The 22298-nt window shown below is 69.9% G+C and carries 19 protein-coding genes; 18 read left to right on the forward strand and 1 reads right to left on the reverse strand.

Features of this window, described 5'->3' with window-relative positions; all coding sequences use genetic code 11:
* The first annotated feature begins 162 nt into the window (after positions 1-162).
* The 18 genes from M3Q35_RS18815 (at position 163) to M3Q35_RS18900 (ending at position 21111) form a co-directional block, all read left to right on the forward strand.
* The gene (locus M3Q35_RS18815; protein WP_273943191.1) at positions 163-2208 is read left to right on the forward strand and encodes an ABC transporter ATP-binding protein; all 2046 of its coding nucleotides are present in this window, start codon (positions 163-165) and stop codon (positions 2206-2208) included.
* Positions 2174-3865, forward strand: coding sequence for an ABC transporter ATP-binding protein (locus M3Q35_RS18820; protein WP_273944393.1), 1692 nt, complete (start codon positions 2174-2176; stop codon positions 3863-3865). The genes M3Q35_RS18815 and M3Q35_RS18820 overlap by 35 nt, the downstream gene beginning before the upstream one ends.
* Before the next feature lie 136 nt (positions 3866-4001).
* Positions 4002-5240, forward strand: coding sequence for an SHOCT domain-containing protein (locus M3Q35_RS18825; protein WP_273943192.1), 1239 nt, complete (start codon positions 4002-4004; stop codon positions 5238-5240).
* 99 nt (positions 5241-5339) lie between these two features.
* On the forward strand, positions 5340-6044 hold the full coding sequence (locus tag M3Q35_RS18830) for a GntR family transcriptional regulator (RefSeq protein WP_273943193.1): 705 nt from the start codon (positions 5340-5342) through the stop codon (positions 6042-6044).
* 80 nt (positions 6045-6124) lie between these two features.
* On the forward strand, positions 6125-7576 hold the full coding sequence (locus M3Q35_RS18835; RefSeq protein ID WP_273943194.1) for an NCS1 family nucleobase:cation symporter-1: 1452 nt from the start codon (positions 6125-6127) through the stop codon (positions 7574-7576).
* Positions 7570-8274 (forward strand): aspartate/glutamate racemase family protein, encoded by a 705-nt coding sequence (locus M3Q35_RS18840; protein ID WP_273943195.1) that lies wholly within the window; start codon positions 7570-7572, stop codon positions 8272-8274. Before M3Q35_RS18835 ends, M3Q35_RS18840 begins: the two co-directional genes overlap by 7 nt.
* 137 nt (positions 8275-8411) lie before the next feature.
* A complete protein-coding gene (locus tag M3Q35_RS18845; protein WP_273943196.1) occupies positions 8412-10193 on the forward strand; it encodes a serine/threonine-protein kinase in 1782 nt (593 codons plus the stop codon).
* Positions 10194-10238: 45 nt separating this feature from the next.
* The gene (locus tag M3Q35_RS18850) at positions 10239-10742 is read left to right on the forward strand and encodes a DoxX family protein (RefSeq protein ID WP_273944394.1); all 504 of its coding nucleotides are present in this window, start codon (positions 10239-10241) and stop codon (positions 10740-10742) included.
* Positions 10743-10758: 16 nt separating this feature from the next.
* On the forward strand, positions 10759-12702 hold the full coding sequence (malQ, locus tag M3Q35_RS18855) for a 4-alpha-glucanotransferase (RefSeq protein WP_273943197.1): 1944 nt from the start codon (positions 10759-10761) through the stop codon (positions 12700-12702).
* A 107-nt stretch (positions 12703-12809) separates the two neighbouring features.
* On the forward strand, positions 12810-13583 hold the full coding sequence (locus M3Q35_RS18860) for an esterase/lipase family protein (RefSeq protein ID WP_273943198.1): 774 nt from the start codon (positions 12810-12812) through the stop codon (positions 13581-13583).
* Complete coding sequence (locus tag M3Q35_RS18865) at positions 13580-14509, forward strand: alpha/beta fold hydrolase (protein ID WP_273943199.1); 930 nt, start codon at positions 13580-13582, stop codon at positions 14507-14509. Before M3Q35_RS18860 ends, M3Q35_RS18865 begins: the two co-directional genes overlap by 4 nt.
* An 8-nt stretch (positions 14510-14517) precedes the next feature.
* Positions 14518-15948, forward strand: coding sequence for a WS/DGAT/MGAT family O-acyltransferase (locus tag M3Q35_RS18870; RefSeq protein WP_273943200.1), 1431 nt, complete (start codon positions 14518-14520; stop codon positions 15946-15948).
* A 92-nt stretch (positions 15949-16040) separates the two neighbouring features.
* Complete coding sequence (locus tag M3Q35_RS18875) at positions 16041-16400, forward strand: helix-turn-helix domain-containing protein (RefSeq protein ID WP_273943201.1); 360 nt, start codon at positions 16041-16043, stop codon at positions 16398-16400.
* A 69-nt stretch (positions 16401-16469) separates the two neighbouring features.
* Positions 16470-16775, forward strand: coding sequence for a hypothetical protein (locus M3Q35_RS18880; protein WP_273943202.1), 306 nt, complete (start codon positions 16470-16472; stop codon positions 16773-16775).
* Positions 16776-17087: 312 nt separating this feature from the next.
* Positions 17088-18212 carry a Gfo/Idh/MocA family protein gene (locus M3Q35_RS18885; protein WP_379793983.1) on the forward strand — a complete coding sequence of 375 codons (1125 nt, stop codon included), beginning with the start codon at positions 17088-17090 and terminating at the stop codon, positions 18210-18212.
* Positions 18209-19231, forward strand: coding sequence for a dihydrodipicolinate synthase family protein (locus M3Q35_RS18890; protein ID WP_273943204.1), 1023 nt, complete (start codon positions 18209-18211; stop codon positions 19229-19231). Before M3Q35_RS18885 ends, M3Q35_RS18890 begins: the two co-directional genes overlap by 4 nt.
* On the forward strand, positions 19228-20052 hold the full coding sequence (locus M3Q35_RS18895) for a sugar phosphate isomerase/epimerase family protein (protein ID WP_273943206.1): 825 nt from the start codon (positions 19228-19230) through the stop codon (positions 20050-20052). Before M3Q35_RS18890 ends, M3Q35_RS18895 begins: the two co-directional genes overlap by 4 nt.
* A 24-nt stretch (positions 20053-20076) precedes the next feature.
* Positions 20077-21111 carry a LacI family DNA-binding transcriptional regulator gene (locus tag M3Q35_RS18900; RefSeq protein WP_273943207.1) on the forward strand — a complete coding sequence of 345 codons (1035 nt, stop codon included), beginning with the start codon at positions 20077-20079 and terminating at the stop codon, positions 21109-21111.
* Here the strand turns inward: M3Q35_RS18900 and M3Q35_RS18905 are convergent.
* Complete coding sequence (locus M3Q35_RS18905) at positions 21053-22183, reverse strand: low temperature requirement protein A (RefSeq protein WP_273943208.1); 1131 nt, start codon at positions 22181-22183, stop codon at positions 21053-21055. The genes M3Q35_RS18900 and M3Q35_RS18905 overlap by 59 nt on opposite strands.
* Positions 22184-22298: the final 115 nt, after the last annotated feature.

A 22298-nucleotide genomic window follows, 5' to 3' on the forward strand; every position in this document is an offset into this window, starting at 1 on the left:
CCAATGCCGAGATCCGACGCGACCTGGGCAGGCTGGCCGAGTTCCTGGAGCCGGAACAGGCCGAGCTGGCCATGGCCGGACTGGTGCTGTGGACCGAGGCGCTGAATCGGGCAAGGCAAGCCGAATGGGCCGCCCGCGAGGGCGCGCAGAGGGGGAATGCAGGTGAGCAAGACCTATCCGCCACCGACGGCGGTGATCGATCCCGACCCGAGCCGGTCGTGGCTGCGCCGGGCCTGGCCGCTGGTCAAGGCGCACCGGCTGATGTTCGGCACGGCGCTGGCCTCGTCGGCGCTGAGCCTGCTGGTGTCGGTGCAGGTCCCGACGCTGATCCAGGACGCGCTGGACAACTCGATCACCAGCCACAAGGTGCCGCTGGCCGACTACATGTGGTGGCTGGTCGGGCTGACCGCGGTCATGCTGGTCGCCGGCTTCTTCGCCCGCCAGCTGCTGTTCCGCACCGCGTACAAGATCGAGTACGACCTGCGCAACCTGATGTACGAACACCTGACCGGCCTGTCCTTCCCGTTCTACGACCGGGTGCAGACCGGGCAGCTGATCTCACGGGCCAACTCCGACATCCGGTCGGTGCAGATGTACCTGGCGTTCGCGCCGTTCATGCTGGTGCAGTGCGGCATCGCCGTGGTCGCCTTCGGCTACATGCTGGCGATCAGCGTGCCGCTGGCCATCCTTTCCATGCTGCCGATGCCGCTGGTCTTCGTCACCTCGCGGCAGATGCAGCGCTCCATGTTCCCGGTGTCGTGGCTGATCCAGTCCCGGCTGGCCGACGTGGCCACCGTGGTCGACGAGAACGTCAACGGCGTGCGTGTGGTCAAGTCGTTCGCGGCCGAACGGCGTCAGCTGTCGCTGCTCCAGAAGGCCGCGGTCAAGGTGCGCTGGGCCTACGTGAAGGACACCGACCTGCGGGCCCGGTGGACGCCCGCGGCGCAGAACCTGCCGCGGGTCGGCATGGCGATCGTGTTGCTGTACGGCGGATACCTGGCCATCCAGGGCGGTCTCGGCGTCGGCGCGATCCTGGCCTTCAACTCGTACCTGCTGATGTTGCAGATCCCGTTCACCATGCTCGGGATGCTGATCATGATGGGGCAGCGGGCGTCGGCCTCGGCCAAGCGCCTGTACGAGGTGCTGGACGAGAAGCCGGAGATCGTCGACTCCGCCACGGCCGTCGACCTCGAGGACGTTCGCGGCGATGTCGAGTTCCACGGCGTCCGCTTCGGTTACGCCGACGGGCCCGATGTGCTGGACAACTTCTCGCTCCGTATGGACAGCGGCGAAACCGTTGCCCTGGTTGGGCGTACGGGCAGCGGAAAGTCCACAGTGGCCCGTCTGCTGCCGCGTTTCTACGACGTGCGCGAGGGTTCCGTGACCGTGGACGGGCATGACGTGCGCGATGTGACCCTGCACAGCCTGCGGGACACGGTCGGCATCGTGCTGGACGAGCCGTTCCTGTTCTCGGCCTCGGTGCGGGACAACATCGCTTACGGGCGGCCGGATGCCGACATCACCGACATCGAGCGGGTAGCCCGGCTGGCCGGCGCGCACGAGTTCATCATGGAGCTGTCCGAGGGCTACGACACCGTGATCGGCGAGCGCGGCTACACGCTGTCCGGCGGGCAGCGGCAGCGCATCGCCATCGCCCGAACCCTGCTGGTGAACCCGCCCGTGCTGGTCCTCGACGACGCCACCAGCGCCATCGACGTCCAGGTGGAGCAGGAGATCCACGCCGGGCTGCGCACGCTGTTCGCCGGCCGGACCACGCTGATCATCGCCCACCGGCTGTCCACGATCAGCCTGGCCGATCGGGTGGTGCTGCTGGACGGCGGGGAGATCGTCGCCGACGGCACCCACGCCGAGCTGTTGGAGAGCACGCCGTTGTACGCGGAAGTGTTGGCGCAGGCCAATGTCGAGGAGTTGGGGGTGTGGCGCGATGACGTTTCCCGGAGGTGGGGGCGGCGGACAGATGTTCGGCGCCGCGCGGGCCGGCGCGTCGGGGCTGCCGTTCGCCGGCGTGCCGTCGGAGATGCAGGCCGGCGTGGACAAACTGCTGCGCACCGAGCCCGAGCACCCGGAGCCCGAGGTCGTCTTCGACCACGGGCGGCCCGATCCCGACGGCTCCCGGCTGAGCCTGCGGCGGTTGGTCCGGCCGTACTGGGCCATGTCGCTGCTGGCGGGCGTGCTGGTTGTCGTTGAGGCGCTGACGTTGCAGGCCGGCCCCAAGCTGACCCAGCTCGGCATCGACAACGGCATCATCGCCAAGAACTACAGCGTGCTGGTGCTCGTCGCCGCGGTGTACCTGGCCAGCCTGCTGGTCACCGGCCTCGCGCAGGCCGCCCGGGTCAAGGTCACCGGGCGGATCGCGGCGTGGGTGATGAACGACCTGCGGGTGCGGGTTTTCACTCAGCTGCAACGGCTTTCGCTGGACTTCTACACCGGCGAGAAGGCCGGCGTGATCATGACCCGGATGACCAGCGACATCGAGAACCTGCAACAGCTGTTGCAGGACGGGCTGGTCCAGTTCGCCATCCAGGGCCTGACCATGGTCGTGGTCACGGCCGTGCTGTTCACGTTCGACGTGCGGCTGGCGCTGATCACCGTGGTGCTGGTGGTGCCGATCCTGACCGTGCTGTCGCTGTGGTTCCACCGGGCGTCGAGCAAGGGCTACGTGCGGGTGCGGGACAACATCGCCAACGTGCTGGCCGACCTTTCCGAGAGCCTGCAAGGTGTTCGCATCGTCACCGCGCACAACCGGCAGCGGCACAACACCGAGCACCACCGGCGGGTCACCGGGGAGTACTACGACACCAACGTGCAGACCGGGCGGATCAACTCGATCTACGGCCCCGGCACCCAGGTCGTCGGCGTGGCCGGGCAGCTGGCCCTGCTGGCCATCGGCGCCGGCATGGTGGCCGACGGCGAGTTGACCATCGGCGAGCTGGTGGCCTTCCTGCTCTACCTCGGCGCGTTCTTCCAGCCCATCCAGCAGCTGGTGCAGCTGTACAACATGTACCAGCAGGGGCAGTCGTCCATCGTCAAGCTCCGGTCGCTGCTGGGCACCAAGCCGGACGTGGTGGAGTCTTCCGATGCCGTTGATCTCCCGCCGGTCCAGGGCGAGATCACCTTCGACGACGTCACCTTCGGCTATCTCCCCGACCGTCCGGTGATTTCCGGTGTGTCCCTGGACATCCGGGCCGGCGAGACGGTGGCCTTCGTCGGTCCCACCGGCGCCGGCAAGTCCACCCTGGCCAAGCTGGTGACCCGGTTCTACGACCCGACGGCCGGCCGGGTGCTCATCGACGGGCACGATCTCCGCGACGTCCACATCGAGTCGCTGCGCCGGCAGCTCGGCGTCGTTCCCCAGGAGCCCTTCCTGTTCGCCGGGCCGTTGCGGGACAACATCCGCTTCGCCTCCCCCGACGCCACCGACGACGAGGTGTGGGCCGCGCTGCGGGCCGTCGGTCTCGTCGAGGTCGTCGAGCGGATGCCGCAGGGTCTGGACACCATCGTCCAGGAGCGGGGCCAGTCCCTGTCCTCCGGCGAGCGCCAGCTGGTCGCTCTGGCCCGGGCTTTCCTGGCCCAGCCCCGGGTTCTCGTGCTGGACGAGGCAACCTCCAATTTGGACCTCCAGTCCGAGACCAAGATCGAGGACGCCTTGGACGTCCTGCTGGAGCAGCGGACCGCCATCCTCATCGCGCACCGCCTGTCCACCGCGATGAAGGCCGACCGCATCGTCGTGGTCGACGAGGGCCGGATCATCGAGTCCGGCTCCCACGACCAGCTCGTCGCCGCCGGCGGCAAGTACACCCAGATGTACGCCACCTGGACCAGCCAGACGGCCGACGTGCACTGAGAACCCCCACATGCGCTTCCTATGTGGCTTCCAATGCCACATAGGAAGCGCATGTGGCAGTCGAACTTGCGCAAATCGCCCACAGGGCGGGTCCGCCGGCGCTTTACTGGTCCCCGGTGATCGAAGGGGGACGGGGTTGGACACGTACAAGGCTCAGGGCGCGGAAGTCACCTTCGACGGGGACGTCCTGGTGCTGACCAGAAAGCGGATCGGCAAGGACGACGTGCGCCGCATCCCGCTCGCCGCGGTGACGGACGTTCGGTTCAAGCCCGGCAGCACGTTCACCGCCGACCTGGTGCAGCTGGTGCTGAACGACGAGCCGCCGGCCGAGATGACGCTGCTCGAACCGAACACGCTGGCCTTCCCGAGAACGCCCAAGCACAAGGAGTCCTTGGCGGCACTGCAAGCACGGTTACAGGCGGCGGTCGAGCACAATCGCGCCACCGATGGCGGCCCCGTCGCCTACGACGCGCCGCGGCAGACCCTCAGCCAGCGCCTCGAGGACAGGACTCAGCGCACCAAGCAGAACCAGGCCGCCCTCCAGGATGGCGTGCAGGCGGCGCAAGCCAAGCTGCGGGACGAGTGGCAAGCCGGACAAGCCGCCATGCGGGAGGTCCGGCAGGCCGAACAGGACACCAAGCAGGCCAGGCAGGCCGCCCGGCAGGCCGAGCGAGACGCCAAGCGCGCCGAGCGGGAAGCCCAGCAGGCCGCTCAGCAGGCCGAGCGAGACGCCAAGCGCGCCGAGCGGGAGGCCCGGCAGGCCGAGGCCGATCGGGTCCGAGCCGAAGCCGACCGGCTCGCTGCCGAAGCCGACGAGCGGGCGCGGATCGACGGCATCCGCGCCAAGCTGGCCGACGCGGGGATCACCCGTGACGACGTGGTCGACGCGGCCGTGGCCTACGGCTCCGTCCCGCTGGCAATCGGCCCGATCGTCCGCCTCCTGGGGCCCGACGAGCACATGACCCGCTTGACCTGGGCAATCTTCGAGGAAGACGGCAACACGGTCGCGTTGACCGATTCCCGGCTGATCATCGCGGAAACGGGCCTGTTCACCGACCGGGTGAACGAGTTTCCGCTGACCTTCATCGCCACGGTCGGCGTGAGCCATGAATTCCTGTCCAACGAGCTGACCGTGCTGCTGCACGCCGGCCCGGCCGTGCGGCTGCGCCGGGTCGAGGACATCGAGGGCTTCGCCGACGCCCTGCGCGGCGCGGTGCGCCAGGCCAACACCCCGGCGGCCACCGCACCGCCGCCGGCCGCGCCCCAGCCGGACGTCATGGACCAGATCGCCAAGCTGGCCGACCTGCGCGCCGCCGGTGTGCTCACGGACGAGGAGTTCCAGACGAAGAAGACCGAGCTGCTGAACCGCCTGTGACCTCACATGCGCTTCCTATGTGGCATCTGATGCCACATAGGAAGCGCATGTGGCTTCTGATGCCGGCGATGTGCCGCGTTGGGCGTACCGTGTGCGGGCATGCCGGGTCCTCGACGTCGGTCCGTGCTCATCGCCCGGTTGGCCGGTGAGCACCGGGACAGCTCGCAGGCGGCGATCCTCGCCGAGCTGCGGCGCTGCCTGCTGGACGGCGGCGTGCCGCCGGGCACGCCCATCCCGCTGGACGAGGTGGCGACCGTGTTCGGCGTGAGCGTGATCCCGGTCCGGGAGTCGCTGAAGACACTGATCGGCGAGGGCCTGGTCGAACACCGGCCCAACCTCGGCTACACCGTCGCCAAGCTGACGCCGGCCGAGCTCCGCGAGATGTACCTCGTCCGCGAGGTGTTGGAGACCGCCGCCTTGACCGCCGCCCTTCGCCGCGCCGACGCCGCGGCCGACGAGGCCGTGCAGGCGGCCCATGCGGCGATGGAACTGGCCGTCCGCGACGGCGACGCGGCGGCCTACCACCGGGAGAGCCGGAGATTCCACCTGGCCCTGGTGCGGCCGTGCGGGATGCGCCGGCTGCTGAGCATGTTCGAGTCGGCCTGGAACATCACCGAGCCGCTCCAGTCCATGACCCACCTCGCCCCGGCCGAACGCGCTGCCCTGCAACGGGATCACGACCAGATCCTGGCCGCTTTCCTGGCCCGGGACGAGGAAACGCTGCTGACCGCCGCCCGCGCCCATCACGGCGGCCTGCGCACCGCGCTGGACTCGGTGCCCAGCGACACCGGTCTGTTCGCCTGAGAACATATATGGTTCCCGTCATCGGGCCGTAACACGGCGCTCCTAGCGTTGCGCAGCAGCCGATCGCTGGAGGAGCGCCCATGACCGACATCCTGGCCCGCAGCGAGAAAACCGCCGTGACCGAGCTCGATCCCCGACTGGCCAACGACGATCTGAAGCCGTTGGCGAAACAGAGTTGGGGCGCCTACAACATCTTCGCCTTCTGGATGTCGGACGTGCACAGCGTCGGCGGCTACGTCACCGCGGGCAGCCTGTTCATGCTGGGCCTGAGCAGCTGGCAGGTGCTGGTGGCGCTGCTGGTCGGCATCGGCATCGTGCAGGTGTTCTGCAACCTGGTGGCCAAACCGAGCCAGGCCGCCGCCGTGCCGTACCCGGTGGTGTGCCGCAGCGCGTTCGGCGTGCTGGGGGCCAACATCCCGGCGGTGATCCGCGGCCTGATCGCGGTGGCCTGGTACGGCATACAGACCTACCTGGCCTCGGCGGCGCTGGATGTGTTGCTGCTCAAGGTGTTTCCCGACCTGACACCCTTCGCGGACGTGCGGCAGCACGGATTTCTCGGGTTGTCGTTGCTGGGCTGGGGCTCGTTCATGCTGCTGTGGGTGTTGCAGGCGGCGGTGTTCTGGACCGGCATGAACACCATCCGCCGCTTCATCGACTTCTGCGGCCCGGCGGTGTACGTGGTGATGATCGCCCTCGCCGGCTACCTGGTGCACCGGGCCGGCTGGGGCGCCATCGACCTGAGCCTCGGCCAGGTGAAGTACCAGGGCCTGGACGTGATCCCGGTGATGCTGGGGGCGATCGCCCTCGTGGTGTCGTACTTCTCCGGCCCGATGCTGAACTTCGGCGACTTCTCCCGCTACGGCCGTTCGTTCAAGGCGGTCAGACGCGGCAACCTGCTGGGGCTGCCGGTGAACTTCCTGGCCTTCTCCGTGCTGGTGGTCGTGACGGCATCGCTGACCGTGCCGGTGTTCGGGCAGCTGATCACCGATCCGGTGCAGACCGTGGCCCGTATCGACAGCACCACGGCGATCGTGTTGGGGGCCTTGACGTTCACCACCGCCACCATCGGCATCAACATCGTGGCCAACTTCATCTCACCGGCCTTCGACTTCAGCAACCTGAGCCCGCAGCGGATCAGCTGGCGAGCCGGCGGCATGATCGCCGCGGTCGGCTCGGTGCTGATCACGCCGTGGAACCTGTACAGCAGCCCCGATGTCATCCACTACACGCTGGAGACACTGGGCGCGTTCATCGGCCCGCTGTTCGGCGTGCTGATCGCCGACTACTACCTGGTCCGCCGCCAGCGGCTCGACGTCGCCGCGCTGTTCAGTATGTCCAAGACCGGAACCTATTGGTACGCCAAGGGTTTCAACCCGAGGGCGATCATCGCCACCGCCGTCGGGGCGGCCGTCGCCGTGACGCCGGTGCTGTGGACGACCGGGCCCGGCATGGCCACCGCCGCGCAGTACAGCTGGTTCATCGGCATGGGCCTGAGCCTGCTGGTGTACCGGGTGGTGTCGCCGAAGTGCTGATCAAGGTGGTCAATCCCAACACCAGCCGCGAGATGACCGCCGTGATCGAGCACGCCGCGCTGACCGTCGCCGCGCACAGCACGACAATCGAAGCCGTGACGGCACGGATGGGGCCGGCGTCGATCGAGAGCCACTACGACGAGGCGCTGGCCGTGCCCGGCGTGCTGGCCGAGATCAGCGGCGCCGACGGCTACGTCATCGCCTGTTTCGGCGACCCCGGCCTTGACGCCGCCCGCGAGGTCGCCGACGGTCCCGTGGCCGGCATCGCCGAGGCCGCCATGCACGCCGCCGCCTTCCTCGGCCGGGGTTTCACCGTCGTCACCACCCTGGCCCGGACCGCCGGCCGGGCCTGGGACCTGGTCGACCGCTACGGCATGAGCCGGCTCTGCCGCCGGGTCCGGGCGTGCGAGGTGCCCGTGCTGGAGATCGCCCTGGCCGAGAAAGCCGTGACCGAGGAGTGCCGCGCGGCCGCCGCCAAGGACGGCTGCGACGCCATCGTGCTGGGCTGCGCCGGCATGGCCGACCTGGCCGCGCGCCTCACCGCCGAGCTGGGCCTGCCGGTGATCGACGGCGTTGCCGCCGCCACCCTCCAGGTGCAGTCCCTGGTGACCATGGGGCTGCGCACCGGCTCTCGGCACGAGTACGCCCCTCCCCCGCCCAAGCCGTACACCGGTCCGCTGGCCGAATTCGGCGCCTGACACCCCCGCCGATCAGGGCGGCTGCCCGAAGGGGCAATGACCAATGAACCTCGGTCCGGCCCGAGGGTGCGGAAAATGCCGCAGGTCGGGCAATTGCCGTCGCCTACACTGCGCCGCGTGTGTGCGGTGGTGTCCGGATGAGACAGATCGGCAATGGTCGCTATGCGCTGACGCGCGAGCTCGGCCGGGGCGGCATGGGCGTGGTGTGGCTGGCCGAGGACCGGGTGCTCGACCGGCAAGCCGCGGTCAAGGAGCTCACGCTGCCGGCGGAGGTGCCGGAGCAGCAGCGCGCGGTGTACCGGGAGCGCGTGGTGCGCGAGGCCCGTACGGCGAGCAAGCTGCGCGAGCCGTCGGTGGTCACGGTGTACGACCTGCTCACCGAGGACGGCCGCACGTACATCGTGATGGAGTACGTCGACGCGCCGACGCTGGCTGACCTGATCGACCGGGACGGCCCGATGCCGACGGAGCGGGTGGCCCGGCTGGGCGGCGAGCTGCTGTCGGCGCTGGAGGCGGCGCACGCGGCCGGCATCGTGCACCGGGATGTCAAGCCGGGCAACGTGATGGTGCCGGCCAAGGGCACCTCGAAGCTGACGGACTTCGGCATCGCGCAGTCGTTCACGGATCCGCGCCTGACGTCGACCGGGGCGCTGATCGGCACGCCGTCGTACATGTCGCCGGAGCGGCTGTCGGGCGGCGAGCCGTCGGCGGCCTGGGATCTGTGGGCCTTGGGGGCCACGCTGTTCTGCGCGGTCGAGGGCTATGACGCGTTCGGCCGTGAGACGGTCACGGCGACCATGCTGGCCGTGATGACCGAACGGGCCGAGCTCGCCCGGTGCACCGGCCCGCTGGCCGAGCTGATCATGGGCCTGCTCGAGCCGGATCCGGCGCGACGGCTGACCGCCACCGAGGCCCGGCCGCTGCTGGAGTGGGCGGTCAAGCCCAACGGCCCGAAGCCGACGCGGCTGCTGCCCGACCCGAAGCCGACCCTGGTCGATCCCGACGCCGACCACGGCCCGAATCCGACGGCCCACCATCCCGGACCCACGCCGACGATCGCCGACCAGCCGGGCCCGAGGCCGACGCGCATCGATCCGGACGCCGAGCAGCCCCGGCCGCGGACGGCCCCGTTCGTCGACCCGGCCGCGCCGCCGTTCTCGACCCCGCCCGGTCCTCAGCCGGGCGCGCCGTTCGGCCCCGGCCCGGATCCGTTCGCCAACCATCCGCACGCCGACCGGGTCCGCGCCCAGCAGGCCCAGGCCATGGCCCGCTACCAGTCGTTCCGCCGGCTGACCCGGATCGCCATGATCGCGGTGCCGATCATCATGGTGATCGCGTTCATCCCGCTGATCACGACCGTCTTCAGCACGATGAACACGCTCAACCAGCCGATCCTCACGCCCGGCGCGACCACGGGGACGACGGCCACCACCACCGAGACCACCACCACGACCACGAAGACCTCGACGCCGGATGTCATCGCGGCCATGCAGGCGCTCATGACCTACGGCTCGGACGGCGACATCCCCTCCCAGGAGGTCCCGTTCGAGAGCGACTCCTGCTTCGCGTGGCTGCCGACCAAGGGCCAGCCCGCCCCCAAGGCGTTCGACTACGTCGACTGCTCGAAGCCGCACAGCGTGCAGGCCTTCGGCTTCGGCATCATCACGCCGGACATCGAGGCCCCGTACCCGACGGCCGAGCAGCTGACCGAGCGGGCGACCGCGCAGTGCACCAAGCAGTTCCTGTCGACGCGGATCACGTTCAAGGACAAGGAGCACTCGCTGCGCTACTGGGTGCTTGTGCCGACAAAGACGGCGTGGAATCCGCCGCCCGGCCCGACCTTCGTCCCGGCGGCGCGGACGTACTGGTGTGTCGCCGGCCGCGCCGACGGCACGCAACTCACGGACACCATCGAATGAGCCTGCCCGTGAGCGGGGCTCGCTAGGGTGTCCGACGTGACGAACATGTCCCGTTGGTCGGACGAGAACGGCGGCCTGGACTTCGGGCTCCTGCTGCTGCGCCTGATGCTGGCGGTCGCGATGGGGGCGCACGGCCTGATGCAGGTGTTCGGCCTGTTCGGCGGCCCGGGCATGGCGGCGTTCGGCACGCTGCTGCACGGCTACGGCTACAGCCGCAACCTGGAGTTCCTGATCTGGCTGACCGGGATCACCGAGGTCGCCGCGTCGGTGCTGCTGGTGATCGGCCTGTTCACCCCGCTGGCCGCGGCCGCCCTGCTCGGCGTGGGCATCAGCGCGGTGCGGGCCAAGTGGACCGGCGGGTTCGCCGGCGGCGCCGGCTTCGAGCTGGAGATCACGCTGGCCGCGATCGCCCTCACCCTGCTGCTGACCGGCCCCGGCTGGTACGCGCTCGACCGGCACACGGCCTGGCGGCGCAAGCCGTTGGGCTTCGCGATCGGCGGCATCATCGTGGCGGTCGGCGGAGCCGTGGCGGTGGGCTCGCTGTTCTGACGCCAGAATGGTCCCCATGGATGATCAGCTGGTCGAGCTGGCCGATGCCCACGGGGTGGCCACCTGGTACGAGGGCAGCGAACGGCGTCGGGTCGACGTGCCGGCCGACGTGGTGGTGTCCGTGCTGGCCGAGCTCGGTGTCACCGCCGACACACCCGAGGCCATCCGCGCGGCGTTGGCCGAGCTCAGGCCGGATGACCTACCCCCAACCATCGTCCTGCGCGCCGGCCAGTCCCGCCCGCTGCCACCCCCTACCGATGCAGGGAAGGACGCCTTCACTGCATCCAACGCAGGTAAGGCGTCCTTCCCTGCATCCGGCGGGGCCACAATTCGGACCGAGGACGGGCGGGTCGTCGAGGTCGGGGACGAGATCCCCGGCGATCTGCCGCTGGGCTGGCACACGCTGACCGTTCAGGACCGGGACATCACGCTGGTCGTCGCGCCGGCCCGGCTGCCGGAGCCGCCGCGGACCTGGGGCTGGATGCTCCAGCTGTACTCGATGCATTCCCGCGAGTCCTGGGGCGTCGGCGACCTCAGGGACCTCACCGATTTCGTCACGTGGTCGAAGGACACCGGCGCCGGCGTGGTGCTGCTCAACCCGATGCACGCCGTGGCCCCAGTGCACCCCATCCAGCCCTCCCCCTACTCCCCCTCCAGCCGCCGCCACACCAACCCGGTCTACCTCCGCGTGACCGCGACGAATGAATACCTGGTGGCGTCTGACGCCACCAAAGCGGCGGTCGACGCGCTCCAACCGGACGACACCACCGACCTGATCAACTACGACCGGGTCTGGGACGCCAAGATCAAGGCGCTCGAGCTGCTGAAGCCGTCCGAGCTGACGGAAGGCGACGATTTCGCCGTCTACTGCGCCCTGGCCGAGGTCCACGGCGCGGACTACCGGGACTGGCCCGAGGAGCTGCGGCACCCGGACAACCCAGCGGTACGGGAACAAGCGGATCCGGCCCGGATCTCCTTCCACGCCTGGCTCCAGGAGTTGTGCGACCAGCAGCTGGAGCAGGCCCGCCAGGCGGCCGAGGGCATGGCCGTCGGCATCGTGCACGACCTGCCGGTCGGCGTCGACCCGGGCGGCGCGGACGCCTGGGCGCTCCAGGACGTGCTGGCCACGGGCGTCACGGTCGGCGCGCCGCCGGACGCCTTCAACCAGCAGGGCCAGAACTGGTCCCTGCCGCCATGGCACCCGCGGAAGCTGGCCGAGGCCGGCTACCAGCCGTACCGGGACCTGCTGCGGGCGGTTTTCCGGCACTCGCAGGGCCTGCGCATCGACCACATCGCCGGCCTGTGGCGGCTGTGGTGGATCCCCGGCGGCGACGCCCGCAAGGGCACGTACGTCCGCTACGACGCCGACGCGATGACCGGCATCCTCGCCCTGGAGGCCCATCGAGCCGGCGCCGCGGTCATCGGCGAAGACCTCGGCACCGTGGAGCACAAGGTCACGGAAACCTTGCACAGCAACAACATGCTGTCCTCGGCGGTGCTGTGGTTCGAGCGTGACGACCACGGGAACATGCTGCCGCACGAGAACTGGCCCGAACGCGCGGCGGCCAGCATCAGCACCCACGACCTGCCGACCGCGGCGGGATTCCTGCGCAGCGAGCACGTCCGGGTGCGGGCCGAGCTCAACGTGCTGGCCGGCGATGTGGACGCCGAGTACGCGCAGGCGGCCAGGGAACGCCGGGAACTGCTGGCCGTGCTGGGCGAGGACGAGTCGTCCGCCGAGGAGGACGTGATCATCGCGATGCACGCCCTGCTGGCCGACACGCCGTGCCGGATCGCGCTGGCCTCACCGTACGACGTGATCGGCGAGACCCGTCAGCCCAATCTGCCCGGCACGGTCGACGAATACCCCAACTGGCGGATTCCGTTCCCGATCCATCTCGCCGCGTTCATGGCCGACCCCCGAGTGTCACGGGCAGTGAGCACAATGCGCCGGCGATGACGGCCATTCTGCCCGAACACCCCTAGCGTTATTGCTTGTCGCCGGGCGATCTCCTTACGATCGGGGTTAACGCAAAGTAACGCCCCGGCGAAACGAGAGGGGCCAGCATGTCCGTCACCGACGACGCGGCGCGACGCCCGTCCCTGCACTGGTTCCTGACCGAGCCGGTCCGCGGCGCGATGACGTTCGGCACGCTGCCGTTCGCCGTCCCGCTGCTGTCCCGCGCGCCGCGCGGCGACGGGCACGGCGTGCTGCTGCTGCCCGGGCTGATGGCGGACGACATGAGCAACCAGGCGCTGCGGGCGTACCTCAGCATGCTGGGGTACGCCACGCGCGGCTGGGGTCTCGGCCGCAACATCGGGCCGACCGACGCGGTGCTGGACGGCATGCCGGTGCTGTTGCAGGACATGGCCGCGGCGACCGGCGGCCCGGTGTCGCTGGTCGGCTGGAGCCTGGGCGGCATCTACGCCCGTGAGCTGGCCCGCGACCATCCGCACCTGGTGCGTCAGGTGATCACGCTGGGCAGCCCGTTCGCGTTGGTCGATCCGCGGCAGAGCCGGGCCGAGCCGGCGTTCCGCCGCCGCTCCCGCCGGCACGCGCATCCGGACCGGGTCCCCGGCCGCGACACGCTGAGCCGGCCGATTCCCGTGCCGTCGACGGCGATCTACTCCAAATCGGACGGCATCGTGCACTGGCGGGCCTGCATGCAGGAGCCGGCGGCGGACCGGGAGAACATCGAGGTCACCTGCGCCCACCTCGGCTTCGGCGTCGATCCGGCCACGCTGTGGGCGGTCGCCGACCGGCTGGCCCAGAAGCGTGGCCGGTGGCAGCCGTTCCGCCCGGCCGGCTGGGCCCGCGCGTTCTACCCGGTGGCCCGATGACCCGGCCGGCGCCATGGACGTTCGCCGAGCGGTGGGGCGCCAAGGGGTGGATCACCGACATCGACGGCCCCGTGCACTGGATCGACTTCGGCGGTGAGGGTGACGGGCCGCCGATCGTGTTCGTGCACGGGCTGGGCGGCTCGCACCTGAACTGGGCGCTGGTCGGCTCGGCGCTGGCTCAGGGCCGCCGCGCGGTCGCGTTGGATCTGCGCGGCTTCGGGCTGACGCCAGGTTCGCCGCGCAGCACCACGATCCGGTCCAACGTGCGCCTGGTGGACGCGTTCATCCGGGAGATCGTCGGCGGGCCGGCCGTGCTCGTCGGCAACTCGATGGGCGGCGTGATCTCCGTGCTGCAAACCCACAACACCCCTTCCTCCGTAGCGGGACTGGTGCTCGTCGACCCGGCGCTGCCGCCGGTCTCCACCCGCCCGGACCTCCGCGTGGCCGGCATGTTCGCCACGTATCTGCTGCCCGGCCTCGGCGAGCTGTACATGCGCCTCGCCCAGTCGCGATTGCCGGCGCGGCAACAGGTTCGTCGCATGCACGGCCTGGTGTTCGCCGATCCCCGCCGCGTCGATCCGAAGCTGGAGGAGGCGTCGATCGCGCTCGTCGAGCAGCGCCGGTCCATCCGTGGCAAGGAGGAGTCGTTCCTCGGCGCCACCCGCTCGCTGATGCGCTTCCTGGCCCGGCCCGACCGCTACCGGGACATCATGGCCGGCATCTCCGCGCCGGTCCTGCTGATCAGCGGCGACGCCGACCGGCTGGTGCCGATCGCCGCGGCCCGTCGGGTCGCGGCGGCCAATCCCCAGTGGGACAGCGTGTTCATGACCGGCGTCGGCCACACGCCCCAACTGGAGACGCCGGCCGCGGTGATCGACGCCGTGACGACCTGGCTCGCCCGCACCACCACCATCGCCGGAAAGTGAAGGGTGCCATGCAGCAACTCACCGGACTGGACGCCGCGTTCCTCGCCCTGGAGACGACCAACTCCACCGGCCACGTCGGCGGTGTCTGCGTGCTCGATCCGAGCGAGGCGCCGCGGCCGCTGGACCTGGCGCTGCTCACCGAGGTGCTGGGGCAGCGGCTGCCGCTCGTGCCGGTGATGCGCCGCAAGCTGCTCGAGGTCCCGTTGGGCCTCGACCAGCCGTACTGGGTGGACGACGCCGATTTCGACATCGAGTACCACATCCGCGAGGTCGCCCTGCCCGGCCCGGGTTCGATGGCCCAGCTGACCGAGCAGCTGGCCCGGCTGCACGCCCGCCCGCTGGACCGGCGGCGGCCGCTGTGGGAGACGTACCTGATCACCGGCCTGGCCGACGGGCTGGTCGCCGTCTACACCAAGGTGCACCACGCGGCCATCGACGGCGTGTCCGGGGCCGAGCTGCTGACCGTGCTGCTCGATCTGAAGCCGGAGGGGCGGAAACTGCCGCCGGCCAAGGAGTTCGTGCCGGCCAAGCCGCCGAACCCGGTGACCCTGATGGCCCGGGTGGCGGCCCGGCTGGCCTGGCGGCCGGTGCAGACCGTGCAGCTGGCCGGCGAGTTCGTGCGCAAGGTGCCGACACTGGCGCCGCTGGTCAGCCCGCTGGTCGGGGAGATGTTGGGCCTCAACCGCGGCGACGGCAGCGTCATTCCGACCACGTTGGGCCTGGCGCCGAGCACCCCGTTCAACAAGAAGATCACCCCGCACCGGCGGGTGGCGTTCCGCAGCGTGAGTCTCGCGGACGTGAAGACGGTCAAGAACGCCTTCGGCACCTCGGTCAACGACGTGGTGATGGGCATGTGCGCCGGTGCGCTGCGCAAGTGGCTCACCGACCACGAAGCCCTGCCGTCCAGTCCGTTGAACGCGATGATCCCCGTGTCCGTCCGCGACGAGGCGGCCAAGGGCAAGATGGGCAACCGGGTGTCGGCGATGTTGGCCGTGCTGCCGACCAATCTGGACGATCCCGAGCAGCGGCTGTCGGTGGTGCACGAGGCCACGAAGGTGGCCAAGTCGCAGCAGGCCACCATTCCGCAGGGCCTGGTCGACGACATCTCCGACTTCGCGCCGCCGGCGCTGACCGCGCGGGTGGCCCGGGTCGCGTTCGCCACCGGCATGATGCATCGCCTGCCACCGTTCAACATCTGCATCTCCAACGTGCCCGGGCCGAACGTGCCGGTGTACCTGGCCGGGGCCCGGCTGCTGGCCCAGTACCCGATGTCGGTGATCCTGGACGGGCAGGGCCTGAACATCACGCTGGTCGGCTACCTCGGCGAGCTGCACTTCGGGCTGGTGGCCTGCCGGGAGCTGGTGCCGGACATCGAGAACCTGGCCACGTACCTGGTCGACGAGCTCAACCTGCTGCTCAAGGCGGCCGCCGCGCGCTGACGTTGCGTAGGCCACTTCGCAGGTGCTTGACGTACCACGCACCGCGTGGTTTCCTTGTGTCATCAGGTTGAGCGGCTCGAGGGAGGTCGGAGATGGCGGACCAGCACAGTGAGGCCCTCTCCGACCTCGGCAAGTACATCCGGGCGCAGCGCGAGGTCGCACGGCTCTCGCTGCGTCACCTCGCCCGGGTCACCAACGTGTCCGACTCGTATCTGAGCCAGGTCGAGCGGGGCCTGTACCGCCCGTCGGCCGAGGTGCTCAAGTCGATCGCCGCCGGTCTCGGCATTTCCGCCGACGACCTGTTCCGCCGGCTCGGCTGGCTCGACCAGGACGGCTCCGATGCCGCGTCCGAGCCCAGCGTGCTGGCCGCCATCGCCGCCGACGAGCGCCTGAGCCCCGCTCAGAAATCCGCGCTCGCCCAGACGTACCAGGCCATGGTCGGCGACAGCTGATCTTCGTTTCACCCTTCCACGGCACCGCCCTGCCCTTTTCACGCCCCTTTCCTTGAGGAGAAGACTGCCATGACCACGTACAGCGAGCTGACCCAGCAGTTCGGCGACCAGTACGTCGCCGCCGTCAAGCGCACCGGTGACGCCGTCGCCGACGGTGTCACCCGCCTGACCTCTTTGGTCGACCTGGACAAGGTCCCCTTCGTCGCCGACATCGCCAAGACCGTCACCGCCTTCGGCGCCACCCTGCCCCAGCCCGCCGACATCGTCGAGGCCAACTTCGCCCTGGCCGAGCGCGTCGTCGTCGCCCAGCGCGACTTCGCCACCCGCGTCCTCGGCAAGGTGGAGCCGAAGGCCGAGGACAAGTCCGCCGGCTGACCCCAGCCCCTTCCCCTTACCCCCACGTGAGTGGCTCATTTGGCCTCCACCCCCACCTAAGCCACTCACGTGCCTCCCGGCTCCCCACGTGAGTGGCTCATTTGGCTTCCAGACCCAACTGAGCCACTCAGGTAGAGCAACCCCCAGCGGCGGCCCCGGGCAGCTCTGTCCGGTTTTCCGAGGGCGCCGGTCAGCGCTCTCCGCATGCGGGTGGTCTTGGTTGACACCCCCGAACCTTGCTCCTAGCCTCCCCGTAGAAAGGCTTTTCTATGCGGGAGGTGGCGCGTGGCGCGGAGGACCGTCGGGGTGGCCATGAACGGGGTTACCGGGCGGATGGGCTACAACCAGCATCTGCTCCGCTCCGTGCTGGCCATCCGCGACCAAGGCGGCCTGGCCACGGCCGACGGCACGGTCATCTGGCCGGAACCGGTGCTCATCGGGCGCAACGAGGACCGCATCCGGGCGATCGCGGAGCAGCACGGTCTCGAGCGCTGGACGACGGATGTGGCCAAGGCCCTGGCCGAGCCGGACGTGGAGATCTACTTCGACGCCCAGGTGACCTCGGCCCGCAAAGAGGGCGTGCTGGCGGCGATCGACGCGGGCAAGCACATCTACTGCGAGAAGCCGACGGCCGAGTCCCTTGACGACGCGCTGGACCTGGCCAGGCAAGCCGCCGCGGCCGGGGTGAAAACCGGTGTGGTGCAGGACAAACTGTTCCTGCCGGGGTTACGCAAGCTCAAGCGGCTGGTCGACGGGGGCTTCTTCGGCCGGGTGCTGTCGGTCCGCGGCGAGTTCGGCTACTGGGTGTTCGAAGGCGACTGGCAGCCGGCGCAGCGCCCGTCCTGGAACTACCGGGCCGAGCAGGGCGGCGGCATCGTGCTCGACATGTTCTGCCACTGGCAGTACGTCTTACGCGACATCTTCGGCCCGGTCCGCAGCGTGCAAGCGCTTACCGCGACCCACATCCCCGAGCGGGTGGACGAGCGCGGCCTGCCCTACGCGGCAACGGCCGACGACGCGGCGTACGGGATTTTCCAGCTGGACAACGGAATCGTGGCCCAGATCAACTCGTCCTGGGCGACAAGGGTGAACCGCGACGAGCTCGTCGAGTTCCATGTGGACGGAACCGAGGGCAGCGCGGTCGCCGGACTGCGGCACTGCCGCGTGCAACACCGTTCCATCACGCCGAAAGCGGTGTGGAACCCCGATCTGCCGTCCCCGGTGGACTTTCGCGCGCAATGGCAGGAAGTCCCGGACAACACCGCGTTCGACAACGGCTTCAAGGAGCAGTGGGAACTGTTCCTCCGCCACGTGGTGCTGGACGAGCCGTGGCACTGGGACCTGCTCGCCGGCGCACGTGGTGTGCAACTGGCGGAGCTGGGCCTGAAGTCGGCGGCCGAGGGCCGTCGCATCGCCGTCCCGGAGCTAACGCTGTGAGTAGCCGGGTCGTTTTCGCCGCTGCGCATGTCGTCGCCGATCCGGACGACAGCACGCGGCTGGACTGGGACGCCACGATGGCGTTTCGCCGTCATCTCTGGCAGTTGGGCCTTGGTGTCGCCGAGGCGATGGACACCGCGCAGCGGGGCATGGGCCTGGACTGGTCGACGGCGGCCGAGCTGATCAAGCGCAGCGCCGCCGAGGCTGACGGCGGCCTGATCGCCTGCGGCGCCGGCACCGATCAGCTGGCGGGGCCGGCAACCGGTCTTGACGACGTGATCGCGGCCTACACCGAGCAGCTGTCGGTGGTGGAAAGCGCTGGGGCGCAACCCATCCTGATGGCCAGCCGGCAGCTGGCGGCGACCGCCCGTGACGCCGACGACTATCACGAGGTGTACGGCCGGCTGCTGAACCAGGTGTCGGACAAGGCGATCCTGCACTGGCTGGGCCCGATGTTCGACCCGGCGCTGACCGGCTACTGGGGCAGCGAGGATCTCGACCAGGCGACCGAGACGTTCCTGGCGGTGATCGAGGCCAACGCCGGGCGCGTCGACGGCGTGAAGATCTCGTTGCTGGACGCGGAACGCGAGATCCAGCTGCGACGCCGACTGCCGAAGGGCGTGCGCTGCTACACGGGCGACGACTTCAACTACCCGCGACTGATCGCCGGCGACGAGCAGGGGCACAGCGACGCCCTGCTGGGCATCTTCGACCCGCTGGCCGTCGTGGCCGCGCGGGCGCTGGCCCACCTGGACGACGGCGACACCGCGGGCTTTCTGTCCACATTGGAGCCAACGGTTCCGTTGGCCCGACACGTCTTCGAGCCGCCGACCCGGTTCTACAAGACGGGCGTGGTGTTCCTGGCCTGGCTCGCCGGTCACCAGGACCACTTCAGCATGATCGGCGGTCTGGAGACCGCACGCTCCCGTGAACACCTGCTGCGCTGCTACGAACTCGCGGCCGAGCTGAACCTGTTCCCCGATCCCGAGTTGGCCGCGAGCCGGGTGGCGCTGCTATGAGCAATCTCCAGCGGCTGAGCATCAACAGCGAGACGATCAAGCAGTGGTCGCTCGAAGAGCTGGTCGCCGGCTGTGTCGACGCGGGCGTGCCGGGCATCGCGCCCTGGCGGGAACCGGTCGCGACGTACGGGCTGGCCAAGGCGGCGCGGCTGATCCACAACGCCGGGCTCACGGTCACCAGCCTGTGCCGCGGCGGTTTCTACACGGCCAGAGAACCGGCCGAGCGCAAGCAGGCCCTGGACGACAATCGCCGGGCGATCGACGAGGCAGCTGAACTGAACAGTCCAGTACTGGTCCTCGTCTCCGGCGGGCTGGATGACCGCGACCTCAAGGGCGCCCGCGGCCGGGTGGCCGACGCGCTGGCCGAGCTCGCGCCGTACGCCGGCGAACGCCGCGTCACGCTGGCCATCGAGCCGCTGCACCCGATGTTCTGCTCCGACCGCTGCGTGGTCTCGACCCTGAAACAGGCCTTCGACCTGGCCGAACCGTTCCCGAAAGAGCAGGTCGGCGTGGTCGTCGACACCTATCACTGCTGGTGGGAACCCGATCTCGACGACCAGATCGCCCGGCTCGGCGCGGCCGGCCGGATCGCGCTGTTCCAGGTCGCGGACTGGATCACCCCGCTGCCCGAAGGCGTCCTGCTCGGCCGGGGCCAGCTCGGCGACGGCCACGTCCCGCTGCGGGACATACGCCACCAAGTCGACGCCAGTGGCTACCAAGGGCCCGTCGAGGTGGAGATATTCAACGCCGACCTGAGGAAACGCAACGGGGCCGAGGTGCTTGCCGAGGTCATTCGGCGCTACCGTGATCACCTGGTCTGAACGGGACGAATCCGGGGGTTCCACATGCCCGTCACGCTGGTCGAGGTGGCCGCTCGCGCCGGCGTGTCGCCGGCCACGGTGTCCCGTGTGCTCAACGGCAACTACCCGGTCGCGGAAAGCACGCGGCAGCGGGTCGAGGAGGCCGTGCGCGAGCTGGACTACGTGGTCAACGCCCACGCCCGAGCCCTGCTGCACGCGACCAGCGGCATCGTCGGCGTGGTGCTCAACGACGCGTCCGACCCGTTCTTCGCCGGCATCGCCCGTGGCATCCAGGGCGCGGCCGCCGAGACCAGCCGGCTGTCCGTGATCTGCAATTCCGAGGGCGACCCCGAGCAGGAGTTCGCCTTCCTCGACCTGCTGCGCGGGCACCGCGCCGACGCCGTGATCCTGGTCGGTGCGGCGCCGGAGGACGAGGAGTACCGCGCCGCGGCGATCGCGCGAGCCAAGGGCCTGCGCAGCAGCGGCACACGGCTCGTGCTGTGCGGCCGCCCCGCCCCTGGCGACGACGCGCCCGGCGATGTCGTGACGATCGACAACGAGGGCGGCTCCATCGCCATCACCCGGCACCTGGTCGAGCTGGGCCACCGGCGCATCGCCTACGTCACCGGTCCCGACGGCCGCAGCACCACCACCGCCCGGCTGGCCGGTTTCCGCGCCGCGCTGGCCGAGGCCGGCCTCGCCGTCGACGAGAACCTGGTCGTACACGGCGACTTCAGCCGCCAGGCCGGCCGCGAGGCAGTGGAGCGCCTGCTCGCCGCCGGCCACGACTTCACCGCCGTGCTGGCGGCCAACGATCTCGTGGCCGCCGGCGCCGTCAGCGCACTGCGCGCCGCCGGCAGGAGCATCCCCGACGACGTCTCGGTTGCCGGCTACGACAACCTGCCCACCGCCGTCGACGTGTGGCCCAACCTCACCACCGTGCACGTGCCGTTGGAGGAGATCGGGCGCAAGGCCGTCGAGCTGGCCTTCGGTCCCGGCAACGCCCAGGAGACGACCGTGGTCACAGTTCCGACGGAGCTGGTTGTTCGAGACTCGACGGCCGGCCCAGCGACAGGCTGAACACCACCAGCAGCACGACGACCAGGGCCGTGGCCGGCACTGCCCACGGCGTCAGCGGCGTGAGCAGGACCAACGCCGCCGCCAGCAGGTGCACGGCGTCCAGCACGTGTTCCTTCCGCGGCCGCACCTGCAACGCCCACGCGCTGAGCACGTACACCGCCACCGGCACGGCCACAGCCCAGCCGATGTGGTCGTGGGCCTCGACGGCCTCCTCCAGCCCCGCGCCGACGGCCGCCGCCGAGGCGAAGACGAGGTAGTGGCTGTAGCCCCAGATGATCGACGTACGCAGCGAGGTCAGCAGGTAGAACACGGGCCGGTCGAAGTACAGCCACCACATGCCGAACACGATCAGCAGCCCGCTCGCGGCCAGCGTGGCCAGGTCGCCGACGCCGGTGCCGGAGTCCAGCGCCGCCTGGGTGGCCGTGGTCGCGGCCAGCACCGACTCGCCCAACACGATCAACGTGAACAGGCTGTACCGCTCGGTGATGTGGTGCGGATGCCACGTGGTCGGCTCCGCGCTCTCGGCGAAGATCGGCACGGCCATTTCCAGCAGCACGAACACCCCGAACGCCCACAGCGGCAGCAGCGGCAGGCACACCCACAGCACCTGGGCGACGAAGATGCCGCCGGCGTAGCGCAGAGCGGTCCGGCGGCGGTCGGGGTCGGCCTTGGCCGCACGCAGCCACTGGCTGACCATGGCCAGCCGCATCACCACGTACCCCGCGATCACGATGCGGAAGTCGTCGTCGAACGCCCGCGGCACACCGGCCGCCATGATCAGCACACCGGTGATCTGCACCAGCGTGGTCGTCCGGTAGACGCCGTCGTCGGTGTCGTAGGCGGTGGCGAACCAGGTGAAGTTCATCCAGGCCCACCAGATACCGAAGAAGATCATCGCGTAGTGCAGCACCCCGTTGCCGGGGTGATCGCTGCCCAGCGCGTGGTGCAGCTGCGCCGCCGCCTGCGAGACGGCGACCACGAAACACAGGTCGAAGAACAGCTCCAGCGGGGTCGACACCCGGTGCACCTCGTGCATGCCCCGGGGACGCATCAACCGGTACCACGTAGTCACGCCGCATACTCTCACCCACCAGCGGCGATTCCCGCTCGGCGACCCACCGAACGGAGGTTTCCTGCCTCAGTTACCGGCTCGGTAGGCTCGCACCGCTACCGGACGACGTCGGGAG

The organism is Kutzneria chonburiensis (assembly GCF_028622115.1).
Classification (GTDB): domain Bacteria; phylum Actinomycetota; class Actinomycetes; order Mycobacteriales; family Pseudonocardiaceae; genus Kutzneria; species Kutzneria chonburiensis.